Source organism: Paraburkholderia terricola, assembly GCF_003330825.1.
GTDB classification, from domain to species: Bacteria; Pseudomonadota; Gammaproteobacteria; order Burkholderiales; family Burkholderiaceae; genus Paraburkholderia; species Paraburkholderia terricola.
Genome location: NZ_CP024941.1, coordinates 2,273,742 through 2,287,634 on the forward strand (window position 1 = coordinate 2,273,742; position 13,893 = coordinate 2,287,634).

Genomic DNA, 13,893 nt, shown 5'->3' on the forward strand with positions numbered 1-13,893 from the left:
TGATCGGGCCATGGTTGGAAACGGTGGGCCGCGACAGCTATCGTGTTTCTCCGCTGGCGGCTCGGTCCGGCCAAGGGATGATGTCGTCCGCCGAGCAAGCCAGTATCCATAGTGCGATCGCAACGCAGTTCATGGCGAGCGGCACGATCAACGGCGATGACGTCGATGTCATCATACTGCACGCGATGCTTGGCAAGAACGAGCGAGTCTTGTTCGTGCTCGCCCACAGCATTTTGATGTCGGACGAACGCACCATTGGGCTTCTCGCTGATAACCTCACGACGTTCAAGCTACTTCGTACCGACACGCCGATCTATCCGGACAATCTTCGTGTATCGGGAATGCTGCGGATCGCGCAATTCAAGATTCTGGTCGCAGCGGAGGAGACCGACAAGATCGCGGAATGCGTACATGCCTTGTTTAGCGAGACGGAGCAACAGCCGGATGGCGAAATGCGTCACGCCTTCCGCGCGATGTCCTTCGCGGTTGTTCTTGGCACGATGGGCATCGCCAATTATCTCGACAACTGGCTTGACCTTCTCCAGCAATTTCAAGCGATCACGGAAGCAGATGAATTTCTGAGCGGTCTTCAGAACAATTTTGAAGCAAAAGGTCAGCAATCTTCAAACCTGTTTGGACTGCTCTTTGCCATCGGCAGCGCAAGCCCGTCTACCGTCGCGAAACTTGAAAGTGTGATCAACCAGTTGGACGAGGTTGAGCCAGCCCGACGCACCCTTTATCTCAACGCCATTGGCGAAGTCGCGCCCGATTACTCCGTGTTTATTAATAGTGCCTGGACTGTGGAGTGCCGGCACGACGCTTTGAATGCTACCGACGCGGCCGAGTGCTATCGCCGTATGGCGATCAAGACCGTCCCTTGGGCCGCACGGCCGATTACGATCCAGTGCTGGGTCGCGCAATCTGTCATGCTCGACGAATATGCCAACGATCGCGAAGGTGCGTTGAAGGTGCTGGACGAAGCCGTCGAAGCATTCGGCGATGATGTCTTGCTATCCCGCGCTCGCGCTAAGGTCTACTGGCGCGCACAAGATCACGAACGGGCCTTAGCAATCTTGCGTGACATCGCAGACGAGGTTGGCCGTGACAATCATGTCGAACGCGCTTTCGCTCTGCGAGAAGCGGCGATCAGCGCCGCGAAGTGCAGCGAGTGGGCGCAAGCGGAAAAGTGGTTCTTGGAAAGTAAGGAAGCTGCAGCACAGTGTCAACTTCCCGACATGACAGTCATGTCAGTCGGTCTTGGCGCAGATGCCGCCGTGGCCGCTCTTCAAATCGAACAGATCAAGCGTGCACTAACCGGCTTGCGTGACGCGCTGACAGCGCTTGTGGGTATTGACCCTGCTTCGTCGCTTCGCGCCGCGTATTGTCACCACGTGGTTCGCCACACGGTGCTGTGGGCGCAGGCGCGCATTGACAGAAATAAGGTCAAGATCGACGGAGAGCCTATTGCGATCGCGCCAGGCTGTTGCAGCAACCATGAACCGCAAAAGGCTGTCACCGAGCGCCCGCTCGGTCCGCTTGACCTTGCTTGGTACATGCTTGCCGGATGCGAAGTGACGAGCGGCGAGAACGCGGGCATAGCCGACAATTTATATAATCGACTCACGGGTGGTCCGATCCCCGTAATGGAAGTCGATCTTCGCGCGAGGAGCGTGACGCGCGACATCACGGATTTGAACGCGGTTGGTTTTGCACGCCACCTGTGGAGTTACGTTGAGGCGATTGCGCATCTGTCCCAGCAGGCACAACGGATGAGGGCAACATTCGATATTCTAGAGCCGGCGCGAGGAGCCATTCCGCCGGTGCCTCGTACTGACCTTTCCGCTCCTCTTGTTTCCGCCATCACCAGTGATGCCGTGTTTGCATATCTCATTGCCGCTGCTTGCAAGCATTCGGCAGAGGTACTTTCGGACCTTGGTGCGACGCTAAAGGCTGAGTTCGGCGGCGATGTCGCTGGCGCCGCACTTGCTCGCGCGAATACGACGCTCCAATTGCCGGCGGCATCGTCATTCGAAGATGCTTTGATCGATTCCGTCAGATCGTTTAGGAGCGACGCGCATCCGACACCACAGGCTTACGGCTTGGCGGTAATACGATTTGTGCTGCAAGCGAGCCGATCAAACTTTAAGAGTTACCTCATTGCGGTCATTGCCTCATGGCAACGCAAAGCGTGGAAACGGATCGTCGGATCGGAGACGTTCAGGCTGTCACGGCCTCAGACGACGGTGCCTGCAATTGAGGCCGCTCTGGCCATAGCTGATGACGACGAGCGCTTCCTCTGCATTCTTTGTCCTACCGTTGCGAGTGCTATCGGGGTGACGTTGTCGCCGGAAATACATGCAGAGTTCGCTAAGCTTGCAGCGATCCCTTCAGTTGCATAACACTCGTCATCGAAACAGCAGTCATCACACGCCTTTCAGTCGCCTGCGTTTGCTCATTTCGGATCGAACGTACTGAACCGACGCTTCGTTGGAGCGCTCAACGGTTCCCATATACGGACCTTTTAAGGATCATCGATGAGTCGAATATCGCCGTCCCCAACGTTTCAACACTCGTAACTGGATCGCTGCTCACACGGTGTCTATCCGTTTCGGCCAACTACCTGCAGGACAAGTCAGAAGAAGGAACAGCCGCTGCAGCTCGCAAGCGGACATTCAAGGCGCGGGAAGACGACTGGCAGTTGTGGGTCGGCTAGCGGCTGTCACATCATACCGTCACCAGCGGCCGCGCCATGACAATCCTCGCGAATTCAGAAACAACCGTGGACGCCACAAAGAAGAATCAAACGCCTTTCAGCGCGGCGCGCACAAACGGGACGAACCGTGACGTAACAGGATTGTTTTGCGCATCCGCCCACACAAGCCCTACGCGCCATTTCGCGTGTCTTCCGCGAAGCGGTAGGACTGTAGCGTCCCGAAGCAGATGTTGCGCACGCGAGGGAACGAACGCGACGCCAACGCCAGCAGCGACAGATGCCAGGACAGACTGCACATCATCAGCCTGTTGCGTCACGTTCGGCACAAAACCCTGTTCGCGGCACCAGGCGTCGACCTGAGCCGCGAGTCCGGGCCCACGCGCACGCCGCAAGGCCAGGAAACCCATTTCATTCAGCTTGCCAAAGTCGGACGGAAGACGCACGCGCTCAAGGCCTGGGGGTAACGCCAGCGCCAATGTCTCGTCGATTACGCGAAGAGACGAGAGCCCTTCGACCGAGGGCATCCGCATAAAGCCCACATCCAGCTTCCCCGCCAAAAGGCGTCGGGTTTGCTCAGCGGAAGACAGGTCGCTCAACGCGACGGCAATGCCCGGATACTGCTGACGGAAGTCGGCAATGATCTGCGGCGCGATCATCAGCACGGACAGGCAAATGCCGATCCGCAAATGCCCGCGTCTGCCGCTGCCTGCCTCTCGCGCACGCGCGAGAATCTCGTCCGCGTCGCAGACGAGCGCTTGCGCATCGGGCAGGAAAATTTCCCCGAACCGCGTTAGCTCCGCGCCATGCCGCCCCCTTTCGAACAGTTTTGCGCCCAGGCTCGCCTCCAGCGCGCCAACCTGTTTGCTCAACGCCGGCTGACTCATATGCAGAGCCTCCGCCGCGCGTCCAAAATGACGCAACTCGACGACCGACAAAAACGTTCTCAGCAGTTTGAGTTCCATTCCGTATCGTTATCGTATCGATCAAATCATTCATTTTACTAATCGATGATCGAATCGTTCAATACGGGATTAAATCTTTCCACATGCAATGACTCATGGCCTCGACAAACCGTAAGTGTCATCTACATCGGCTGCCCCGCACAGATGTCCCAGTTGACGACCGCGCCGGCAATCCCGATCCTACGCAGGATCTTCTGGTGAGTCGGGAGCGCCGCCCTCATCGCCCTCGTTTCGCCGGCGTATTCTCGGCAGACGATGGCCACGTTCAGGCGGGCGCTATCGCCGTGAGCTTCGCCGTCGTCTCTCGCAAACGATGGCCGCGCTGAACCAGGCCGTTCCCCGAGGCCGCGATTCATGATGGCCTTCTTTTGGACACGGTGTTCATCGTGAAGGCGCTGAGGACGATCGAGTTTCTTCTTCGACACATTGGTTTCGCGGCCACGCGAGCATTGCGTGAAGGCGGTGTTGATTCCGTGCTCGATGCGATGTGCCAACGCCCAGGTCCGCGATGCTCAGTCGGCCGCCGGGATCCATGCAGCGGTGGCCGCGTCGCTGGCGCGGAATGCCGGAAACTTCTGGCCGAGTTCGGCGATCGTCCTGATGTTGTTCTTCAGCAGATCGTCGCGCGTGATCAACGCCGGCTTGACGACGATCCGGTGCTCGGGCTCCTGCCCCGCCAGCAACAGCGCGGCGGCGCGCACCGACACCGCGCCGACCACCGCCGGGTTGGTCGCCGCGGTCGCGACCCATGCGCTGTTCGGCGCGCGAATCGCCTCGATGTCGGACGTCGAAATGTCGGCGCTGTAGATGCGCAACTTCGACGCGAGGTTCGCCTCGTCCGCGGCGAGCTTCGCGCCGCGCGCGAATTCGTCGTAAGGCGCGAACACCACGCGAATCTCGGGATGCGCGCGATAAGCGGCCGCGGCCTGATTGGCGACGGACTGCGCAATCGGATTGTCGACCGTGCCCCAGCGCGCCTTTTCCTGAACCTTCGGATGCGCGGCCTTGAAGTCGCGCCACACCGCATCGCGCCGGTCGAGCGGCGCAAAACCGGCGACATACACATAGCCGGCCGAGAACGCGTCGCCGTTGTCTTTCACCGCCTGGTCGAGCAGCAGCGCGGCGAGGTCGTGATCGCTCTGCTCGATCTGGGGCACCTTCGGATTGCCGAGGTCGACGTCGAACGCGACGACCTTGATGCCCTTGTCGAGCGCACGTTGCACGACGTCCTTCAGCGATTCGGGCAAGCCGTGATTGACGATGATCGCCGACACGCCGAGGCTGATCGCCTGCTGGATCTGCTCGCGTTGCTCCGCCGCGTCCTGGCGGCCTTCGTAGATGCGCAGATCGATGCCGAGCGCCTTCGCCTGCTTCTGCGCGCCGGCCTCGTAGGCCTGGAAGAAATCGCCGGTGGACAGATAGTTGACGAGCGCGACTTTCATGCCGCCCTTGTCGAACGGCGCCGGCGCGCCCTTGAGCGGCGCGGCGTGCGCGGCGGCGCCTGCCAGCATCGTGGCGACGGCGGCGGTGGCGACGACGGCAAGCACGCGCGCCTTCAGGCTCGTCTCGAACTTGCGACGCGGAAATGATTTCATCAGCGATCTCCAGACCGGAAAGGACAGCGTTGTGATGGATAGGTTTTATCCGGCATGTGCCGGTGTGTGGGCCGGCGCATCGGCCTGCCCATTGGCACTCGCCTGATTCAGCGCTTGATTCAGCGCCTGAGTCCGATAAGCCGCGCCCGGATGCGGCTCGGCGAGCCGCGGACCGCGCCCGTGCAGCTTCTCGCGTAACGAGCCCGTCGCGTAGTCGGTTTTATAAACGCCGCGCCGTTGCAGTTCGGGCACGACGAGGTCGACGAAATCACTGAAGCTCTCGTGCGTCAGCGCATACGCGAGGTTGAAGCCGTCGACGTCGGTTTCCTCGACCCACGACTGCAACTCGTCGGCGATCTCCTCCGGGCTGCCGACCGACAGCGGCCCCAGGCCGCCAATACCGCCCCACTTCGCGATCTCGCGCACGGTCCACACGCGCGTCGGATCGGCGCTCGACAGCGCCTCCACCGCCGATTGCACCGCATTACTCTCGACATAGCGCAGCGGCTCGTCGAGGTCGTATTTCGACAGGTCGATGCCGGTCCATCCCGACATCAGCGCGAGCGCGCCCTCGTCGCTCGTATAGCGGCGATAGTCGGCGTGCTTCGCGTGCGCCTCGGCCGACGTGTTGCCGGTAATGACCGTGTGCAGATTGAAGATCAGCACGTCGTGCGGATCGCGTCCGAACGACTTCACGCGCGCGCGGATATCGGCGACGAAATGCTTCAGGATCGTGCGCGACGGCGCGGCGATAAAAATGCACTCGGCGTGCTGCGCGGCAAAATCCTTGCCGCGCTTCGAGGCCCCCGCCTGGTACAACACCGGCGTGCGCTGCGGCGACGGCTCGCAGAGGTGAATGCCCGGCACGTCGAAATAGGGGCCGCGGTGGTTGATCGGGTGGACTCTGGACGGCTCGGTGAACACGCGCCGCCCGGCGTCGCGCACCACCGCATCGTCTTCCCACGACGCTTCCCAGAGCTTGTAGCAAACCTCGAGATATTCCTCGGCGAGCGAATAGCGCTCGTCGTGATTCACCTGGGCGGGCAAGCCGACATTGCGCGCCGCGCTATCCAGATACGACGTGACGATGTTCCAGCCAACCCGGCCGTTGGTCAGATGATCGAGCGTCGACATGCGCCGCGCGAACGGATACGGATGTTCGTACGACAGCGAGCAGGTCAGGCCGAAGCCGAGATGCTCGGTCACGTTCGCCATCGCCGACACCAGCAGAATCGGATCGTTGACGGGCACCTGCGCGGCCTGGCGGATCGCGGCCTCGCCGTTGCCGTTGAAGACGTCGTAAATACCCAGCACGTCGGCGATGAACAGGCCGTCGAACTTGCCGCGCTCGAGCAGCTTCGCGAGGTCGGTCCAGTAGTCGATCTGCTTGTAACGCCACGATGCATCGCGTGGATGCGCCCATAAGCCCGGCGACTGATGCCCCACGCAGTTCATGTCGAAAGCGTTCAGGCGGATTTCTCTAGCCATGTTCGGATTCAGTGGAAGATGACGACGGCGCGCCGGCACAGCCGGCCGCGAGCGATAGTGCGAAGCACGGTCATCCCGTCAATTCCACGGATGCCGCACCGGTTTGACGCCGTTCAGATAGTAGTTGCCGACCAGGTGATATTTCCAGCGCACCGGATCGTGCAGCGTATGCACGCGCGCGTTGCGCCAGTGGCGATCGAGGTTGTGCTCGGCGAGCGTCGACTGCGTGCCGGCAAGCTCGAACAGCTTTTCGCCCGCGAGCAGCGCGATTTCCGTGGTCAGCACCTTCGCTTCGCCGACCGCGACCGACGCGCGCGCGACGTCGTCTTCGGTCGTTTCAGGCTTTGCCGCGCTCGCGTCGAGCACGCGCGCCGCCCGTTCGAGCAGCGCTTCGGCCGCATGCAACTGGATATGCAGATGACCGATTTCGCGCACCGTCAACGGATCGTCGCTCGCGCGTTCGACCCCGCTGTCGATCCAGGGCCGCGAGCGCGCGCGCACGAACGTCAGCGTGTCGGCGAGCGCGGCCTGGGCGATGCCCGCATCGATCGCGGCCTGGATGATCTGCGAGATCGGCCCGTTGAGCGTCGGAAAATCGGTCACGCGATGCGCGGGCAACACGTGCGATGCCGGCACGCGCACGTGGTCGAGCGTCACCGTGCCGCTGGCGGTCGTGCGTTGGCCGAAGCCCGACCAGTCGTCGATCACGCTCAGCCCCGGCGTGCCCTTCGGAATATAGGCGAGCCAGCCCTTGCGCTCGGCGTCGAGTCCGAGCACCGGTACGAAGTCGGCGAACAGCGCGCCGGTCGAATAGAACTTCGTGCCGTGCACCACGTAGTTTTCGCCGTCGCGCGTCACGCTCGTCTTCAGATCCAGCACGTTCTTCGTGCCCTTCTCCGAAAAGCCGTTGCCGAAGCGTTTGCCGCCCAGCACCTGCGCGAAGAAATACTGCTTCTGGGCTTCGCTGCCGGTCAGCGCGACCACGTCGACGAGACCGAAGTGGTTTTGCGGCAACTGTCCGAGCGACGGATCCGCTGCTGCAATGATCCTGATCACCTCGGTCAGCGTGACGAAGGACACGCCCGCGCCGCCGTATGCCTTCGGCACGGTGATCGCCCACAGGCCCGACTGCGAGAACCATTCGATTTCCTCGTGCGGCAGACGGCGCTCCGCATCGCGCCCGGCGGCGCCTTTCGCGAGACGTGCCGCTACTTCGTGGGCCACGGCGAGCGCTTCGGCGTCGTCGGCAATCACATGCGCCGCGGACCGGTTTGCATCGAACGTTTTCGAGGAAACCGCTTCGTCAACTTCTGCCATGGGAGTCTCCGTTTGCATGACCGTTCGCTCAATCTATCAGCGGCCATCACGCGCGCAAACTGAACGATTCCGCAATCGATATTCCTTGGCGGATGCAAAGGGTTTGCGCGCAGCGCATGCGCGGCCGTGGCCGCTCCCGCGCGGCTTACGCGCGCGAGTCCGCGCGCCGCCCGACACTGAACGTGAATGCCAGCGCGAGCACCAGCAGCACACCCTTGATGAAATCCTGCATGTAGTAAGGCGCGTTGAGCATCGTCAGCCCGTTGAGCAACACGCCGACGAACACCGCGCCCACCACCGTGCCGAACACGTTGGGCCGCTTCGCGCCCCATACCGCGTAACCCATCAGCGCCGCCGCCACCGCGTCGAGCAGCAGCGAGTGACCGGCGCTGACATCGCCACGCCCGACCCGCGCGGCGATCAGCACGCCGCCCAGCGACGCGATCGCGCCCGACGCCACGTAGGCCGCGATCCGGTAACGCGCGCTCGGCGCGCCCGCGAGTCGCGCGGCCGTCTCGTTGCCGCCGATCGCATAGATCACGCGTCCCCAGCGGGTCGTTTCCATCACGATGCACGCGAGCACGGTCAGCACCGCGAGCACCAGCACGGGCAACGGCACCACGTCGAACAGACGCAGGCGGCCGAGCGCCAGAAACGCGTCGGGGAACATCCCGCTCGCCTCGGTGCCGTCGGGCAAGATCGTGCCGGTGGCAAGAGAGCGCCCGCCGGTCGGAATCAATTGCAGCCCGGCGAGCAGGAACAGCGTGCCGAGCGTCGCCAGTTGATCCGGCACGCGCAGCCGCGTGATCAGGAGGCCGTTGAACAGGCCGGCCGCCACGCCGAGCACGAGACACGCGGCGACCGCTTCCAGCATCCCGCCATGCCAAACGATCAGCACGTAGCTCGCCGCCATCTGCGCCGACGCGGCCACGCTGCCGACCGAAAGATCGAAGCCGCCCGCGGCCAGCGTGATCGTCACGCCGATCCCGAGCAGCGCAACGATCGATACCGCCTGGAGGATGCTGAACAGGTTGTCGATGTTCAGGAACGCGGGTTCTTTCGTCGCGAACACGGCGATCAGGATCGCAAGCACCAGCAGGATGCCGGTGCGCTCCAGATGGTCGCGCAAGCCACGTAGGCCGCGCAGCGCGGGACGCGCACGGCGGTTGCCGGCCGCATCGCGCACAACGGAAGGGGTGACGGATTTCATCGATCGGAAAGAGCACTCAGGTCGTGGGTGGGATGGTGATCGAGCGTCGCGCGATCGAAGCGGACCACGCGATCGGCGATCTCGAAGGCCTCTTCGAGATCGCTGACGAACACGATCGTCGCGCGCTGTGGCGCATGGCGCCGCAACGTATCGGCGATGTCGGCGCGCGCGCCCGCATCGACGCCCTGAAACGGTTCGTCGAGCAGCAGCAGCCGCGCGGGTTCGACGTGCCAGCGAGCCAGCACGACCTTCTGCTGATTGCCGCCCGATAACCGCGTCAGGCGATCGTCGGGGCCGGTGCAGCGAATCCCGAAACTGGCGATCGCCTGCGTGGCGACTTCGCGTTCCGTCGCCCGTTTCACCGCGCCGCGCCGGAACCAGCGCGACAGGAACGGAAAGGTGAGCGTGCCCGCGATCGACGCGAACGGCACGCTGTCGGGAAACAGCGAGGACCGCCAACGGTCTTCGCCGGCGAGGAACACGCCCGCGCGAATCGCCGCGGCTGGCGAACGCGGACGCCACGGCTGTCCGTCGAGCAGCATGCGGCCGCCGCTCGCGCGCGTCGCGCCGAAGATCGCGCTCGCGAGCCGCGACTTGCCGCCGCCGACCGGACCCGCGATCGCGACGATCTCGCCGCGTCGCACGTCGAGGTCGAACGGCACGCTGTGCGGCGTCAACTGGAAATCGCGCAGGCTGAACGACGGTTCGAGCGGCAGCGTGCCGGCCGTCCGCCGATTGCGCGCATCCGGCAACGGGCGCCCGATCATCGTTTCGACGGCGGCGTCGAAATCGATCGGCGGATGAAGGTCGGCAACCAGGCGTCCATCGCGCACCACCGCGACCCGGTCTGCAATGCGCCGCAAATCGCCGATGCGATGCGAGACCAGCAGAATCGCGACGCCCTCCTCCCGCAACGGTTCGAGCTGCGCGAACAGCCGCTCGGCTTCGGCGGCGGACAGGCTCGCGGTGGGTTCGTCGAGAATCAGCAGCCTGGGGCGCGAGGCGAGCGCCCGGGCCAGCGTCACGCGTTGCTGATTCGCGAGCGACAGCGAACCCAGCGGCGCCGCCAGGTCGACCCGCAGACCGACGCGTTCCGCGAGCGGTCGGGCCGCCGCGCGCCGCGCGGCAGGCGGCACGCGCCACGGCGAACCCGGACCGCACAGGCGCTCGAGCAGCAGGTTGTCGGCGATCGACAGCGCGGGCACGACCGCATCGGCGATCGACTGGTGCACCGTCGCGACGCCGAGTTGCTTCGCGGCCTGCGCGGACGCGGGGCGGTACGGTTTGCCATCGAGCGTCAACGCGCCGCTGTCGGGTGAATAAATGCCGCTCAGGATCTTCACGAGCGTCGACTTGCCCGCTCCGTTGGCGCCCATCAACGCGACGACCTCGCCCGGATGAATCGACAGATCGAGGTTCGACAGCGCGAGCGTCGCGCCGAAGCGTTTCGTCACGGCCGTGGCGCTTAACAGCGGTGCGCGCGAAGCGCTGCCTGCCGGCTGCGCCGCGACGCCGGCAATCCGTTGGTGCGTTGCGTTTTCCGTGGCGCTCTCCTGAACGATGCGATCGACTAGCCTGTAATCACAGCAGCCTTCAAGCGAACCATGCTAGCGGCGATTCGAGCGCGGCAGAAACGATCATTTGTGATTTGAATATGGCGCCGGGCTTAGTCTCTGCCGACATATCGATACCAGAATTGATTGATGGTCCAGGATCGCCTGGCGTTCGACAATGGAAAGATTCACCAGACGCAGATGATTGCCGCTATTGCGGCCGCCGTGCTTTGGTTGTGAGCTTTTATTGGTTCGCTTGCGCCTGTGCATTGATTACATTGACCGGTCACAACGATACGGTTTCAAGGACCATTCAATGACAGTCTCCCGGGGTGCATTCGTACAGAAGCCGCGCCGTCTGCTGGCCGGACTGGCCGCTTCTCTCGCGTCTGCCGCGGTCGCTATAGCCGCTATTGCCGCCCTCGCGCCTGTTGCAGCGCAGGCTGCGCCGCCGGCCGAACTCAGACTCGACTATGCGTACTATTCGCCCGAGAGCCTCGTCATCAAGCGCAATGGCTGGCTCGAACAGGAACTCGCGCCCGATCATACGCAAGTCAAATGGGTGTTGAGTCTCGGCAGCAATCGCGCGCTCGAATATCTGAACAGCGGCGCCATCGACATCGGTTCGACCGCGGGCCTCGCCGCCGTGCTCGCCAAGGCGAACGGCAATCCGATTCGTGCCGTGTATATCTTTTCGCGGCCCGAATGGACGGCGCTCGTGGTGCGCAAGGATTCCTCGATCAGGACGCTTGCCGATCTGAAAGGCAAAAAAATCGCCGCAACCAAGGGCACCGATCCCTTCCTCTTCACGTTGCGTGCGCTGCACACTGCAGGCCTCTCGCGCGACGACGTCGAGATCGTCAACCTGCAACACCCGGACGGACGCGTCGCGCTGGCGAACGGTCAGGTGGACGCATGGGCGGGTCTCGATCCGCATATGGCGGCCGCGCAGATCGACGACGGCGCCCGCCTGCTTTACCGCAACGTGGACTTCAACACGTGGGGGTTTCTGAATGCGCGGCAAGACTTTATCAACGCGCATCCGGATACGCTGGCTCACGTGCTGAAGGCATACGAGAAAGCACGCCTGTGGATCGCCGCCCATCCGGACGAAGCGGCAAAAATCGTCGCGGAGGATTCGAAGCTGTCGCTGCCGGTTGCCCGACTGCAACTGAGCCGCAACGATTTCAGTCAACCTCAGCCCGGCGAACGGCAACTGGCTGCGCTGAAAGCCGCCGCGCCGCTCCTCGTGCGCGAGCAATTGGTCAAACCCGGCACCGATCTGAACGCCGTGATCGATGCGTTGATCGACGTAAAGGCAGCACAACCGGTCATCGCGACGAGCAGCGGCAAGTAACGACACATGAGCCGCACAGTCCGTCAGATCAGCATAGCCGCCGACGATTCGCTCGCGCTCCCCAACCGCGGCTCGGTCGAACCCGTTCGCCGCGCGCTCGCGCGCCCGCGCGATCCGCTCAGGCCTTGGCGCATCGCCGGCCTCGCCTTGCCATTCGGGTTCCTTGCCGTTGTCGAAGTGCTGGTTCGCCTGTCGGTTCTGCCGGAGCATCTGGTGCCGGCGCCGAGCGCTATCGCGCAGACACTGTGGGAGCTCGGCGGCGTCCGCCTCGGTCGTCATATCGGGGCAAGCTGCGTTCGCGTCCTGGCAGGCTTCGGCCTCGGCGCCGCACTCGCGTTGTTGCTCGGCGCGGCGATGGGTTTGAGCCGACGTCTCGACGCGTTGCTCGATCCGGCGTTTCAGGCACTGCGCGCGATTCCGTCGCTGGCGTGGGTGCCCATTCTCCTGCTGTGGATGGGGATCGACGAGGCGCCGAAAATCACGCTGATCGCGATCGGCGCGTTTTTTCCGGTGCAATTGAGCGTCGTGGCGGGGATTCGCGACGTCGACAGAAAACTGATCGAACTCGGTGAAGTCAATCGATTGGACCAGCGTGCGCTTTTCACACGCATCCTGTTGCCCGCCTCGCTCCCCCAGATCTTCACCGGACTGCGCACGGGCTTGAGCCTTGCGTGGATGTTCATGGTGGCGGCGGAACTGATCGCGGCCACCCGCGGACTCGGCTACCTACTCAGCGATGGGCGCGAGACCGGGCGCCCCGACCTCGTGTTCGGCGCGATCCTGCTGCTCGCGTTGCTGGGCAAGCTCAGCGACAGTGTTCTTAAGGCGATCGAGGCGCATACGCTGTCGTGGCGCGACACGGCAACCGATCAACGTTCTTCGCGGAGCGCGCGCTGATGCAGCCGAACGCACCAACTCTGCTCGAAGTCCGCGCAGTCAGCAAGGGCTACGACGGGCGCACCGTGCTCGAACGCGTGACGTTCGCGATCGGACGCGGCGAAATTGTGAGCCTCGTGGGGCCGAGCGGCTGCGGCAAGAGCACCCTGCTGCGCGCGATCGCGGGTCTGGACCGCGACTTCGATGGCGAGACCCTGCTCGACGGCGTGCCGCAACGCGGACCATCGGCGCGGGTTGGCGTGATTTTCCAGGAGCCTCGCCTGTTGCCATGGCTGAACGTCGGCCACAATGTCGCGTTTTCCGCCCGACCGCAACGAGGCACCGATCCGCGCGTGGCGGAATTGCTCGGCGAGGTAGGTCTCGCCGGACTCGAGGACACGTTGCCCAAGCAGCTCTCCGGCGGCATGGCGCAGCGCGTCGCACTGGCACGCGGCCTGTTCCCACGGCCCGACCTGCTGCTGCTCGACGAACCGTTCAGCGCCGTCGATGCGATCACCCGGACACGGCTGCAGGATCTATTGTTATCGCTCACGCGGGCGCACGGCACCGCGGCGCTGCTCGTCACGCACGATCTCGACGAAGCGCTGTATTTGTCGGATCGCGTGCTGTTGCTCGCGCCATCCGGCAGGAACGGCGCGGGCTGTCTCGGGCGAGACGTCGAGATTGCCGCACCCCGGCCGCGCGATCGGCGCGACGCATCGCTAGCCCGCGTGCGGGACGAATTGCTGAGCGGTATCGGCGCGGCGCTGCCCGCTGCCTGAGCCGCCAGTCATCGCTGCGCGAAGGTTAAGACCTGCTGCC

At 63.6% G+C, this 13,893-nt stretch carries 11 protein-coding genes; 4 read left to right on the plus strand and 7 right to left on the minus strand.

What is annotated here, in order from left to right:
* Positions 1-23: 23 nt before the first annotated feature.
* Positions 24-2,399 carry a hypothetical protein gene (locus tag CUJ90_RS10180; RefSeq protein WP_152035343.1) on the plus strand — a complete coding sequence of 792 codons (2,376 nt, stop codon included), beginning with the start codon at positions 24-26 and terminating at the stop codon, positions 2,397-2,399.
* 400 nt (positions 2,400-2,799) lie between these two features.
* Here the strand turns inward: CUJ90_RS10180 and CUJ90_RS10185 are convergent, their stop codons facing one another.
* The 7 genes from CUJ90_RS10185 to CUJ90_RS10215 form a co-directional block, all read right to left on the minus strand.
* Positions 2,800-3,675: a LysR family transcriptional regulator gene (locus CUJ90_RS10185; protein WP_114162622.1), complete on the minus strand. Its 876-nt coding sequence runs from the start codon at positions 3,673-3,675 to the stop codon at positions 2,800-2,802.
* Positions 3,676-3,797: 122 nt separating this feature from the next.
* On the minus strand, positions 3,798-4,169 hold the full coding sequence (locus CUJ90_RS10190) for a hypothetical protein (protein ID WP_114162623.1): 372 nt from the start codon (positions 4,167-4,169) through the stop codon (positions 3,798-3,800).
* Between the two features lie 18 nt (positions 4,170-4,187).
* On the minus strand, positions 4,188-5,270 hold the full coding sequence (locus tag CUJ90_RS10195; protein ID WP_114162624.1) for a substrate-binding domain-containing protein: 1,083 nt from the start codon (positions 5,268-5,270) through the stop codon (positions 4,188-4,190).
* Between the two features lie 45 nt (positions 5,271-5,315).
* On the minus strand, positions 5,316-6,758 hold the full coding sequence (locus CUJ90_RS10200) for an LLM class flavin-dependent oxidoreductase (RefSeq protein ID WP_167449652.1): 1,443 nt from the start codon (positions 6,756-6,758) through the stop codon (positions 5,316-5,318).
* Between the two features lie 78 nt (positions 6,759-6,836).
* Positions 6,837-8,075 carry an SfnB family sulfur acquisition oxidoreductase gene (locus CUJ90_RS10205; protein WP_114162625.1) on the minus strand — a complete coding sequence of 413 codons (1,239 nt, stop codon included), beginning with the start codon at positions 8,073-8,075 and terminating at the stop codon, positions 6,837-6,839.
* A gap of 145 nt (positions 8,076-8,220) precedes the next feature.
* Positions 8,221-9,285: an ABC transporter permease gene (locus CUJ90_RS10210; protein ID WP_114162626.1), complete on the minus strand. Its 1,065-nt coding sequence runs from the start codon at positions 9,283-9,285 to the stop codon at positions 8,221-8,223.
* Positions 9,282-10,805, minus strand: coding sequence for a sugar ABC transporter ATP-binding protein (locus CUJ90_RS10215; protein ID WP_114162627.1), 1,524 nt, complete (start codon positions 10,803-10,805; stop codon positions 9,282-9,284). Before CUJ90_RS10215 ends, CUJ90_RS10210 begins: the two co-directional genes overlap by 4 nt.
* Before the next feature lie 349 nt (positions 10,806-11,154).
* Between CUJ90_RS10215 and CUJ90_RS10220 the strand changes: the two genes are divergently transcribed.
* From CUJ90_RS10220 to CUJ90_RS10230, 3 genes are read left to right on the plus strand one after another with little or no spacing between them, the layout of a single operon-like run.
* Entirely contained in the window at positions 11,155-12,195 is a 1,041-nt protein-coding gene (locus tag CUJ90_RS10220; RefSeq protein WP_114162628.1) for an aliphatic sulfonate ABC transporter substrate-binding protein, read from the plus strand.
* Positions 12,196-12,201: 6 nt separating this feature from the next.
* A complete protein-coding gene (locus CUJ90_RS10225) occupies positions 12,202-13,092 on the plus strand; it encodes an ABC transporter permease (RefSeq protein ID WP_114162629.1) in 891 nt (296 codons plus the stop codon).
* Complete coding sequence (locus CUJ90_RS10230; RefSeq protein WP_114163515.1) at positions 13,092-13,853, plus strand: ABC transporter ATP-binding protein; 762 nt, start codon at positions 13,092-13,094, stop codon at positions 13,851-13,853. Before CUJ90_RS10225 ends, CUJ90_RS10230 begins: the two co-directional genes overlap by 1 nt.
* The last annotated feature ends 40 nt before the right edge of the window (positions 13,854-13,893 follow it).

Coding starts and splice junctions, on each gene's coding strand:
- CUJ90_RS10185 (WP_114162622.1), bottom strand. CDS start 3,675: ATGGAACTCAAACTGCTGAGAACGTTTTTGTCGGTCGTCGAGTTGCGT.
- CUJ90_RS10195 (WP_114162624.1), bottom strand. CDS start 5,270: ATGAAATCATTTCCGCGTCGCAAGTTCGAGACGAGCCTGAAGGCGCGC.
- CUJ90_RS10200 (WP_167449652.1), bottom strand. CDS start 6,758: ATGGCTAGAGAAATCCGCCTGAACGCTTTCGACATGAACTGCGTGGGG.
- CUJ90_RS10205 (WP_114162625.1), bottom strand. CDS start 8,075: ATGGCAGAAGTTGACGAAGCGGTTTCCTCGAAAACGTTCGATGCAAAC.
- CUJ90_RS10210 (WP_114162626.1), bottom strand. CDS start 9,285: ATGAAATCCGTCACCCCTTCCGTTGTGCGCGATGCGGCCGGCAACCGC.
- CUJ90_RS10220 (WP_114162628.1), top strand. CDS start 11,155: ATGACAGTCTCCCGGGGTGCATTCGTACAGAAGCCGCGCCGTCTGCTG.
- CUJ90_RS10225 (WP_114162629.1), top strand. CDS start 12,202: ATGAGCCGCACAGTCCGTCAGATCAGCATAGCCGCCGACGATTCGCTC.
- CUJ90_RS10230 (WP_114163515.1), top strand. CDS start 13,092: ATGCAGCCGAACGCACCAACTCTGCTCGAAGTCCGCGCAGTCAGCAAG.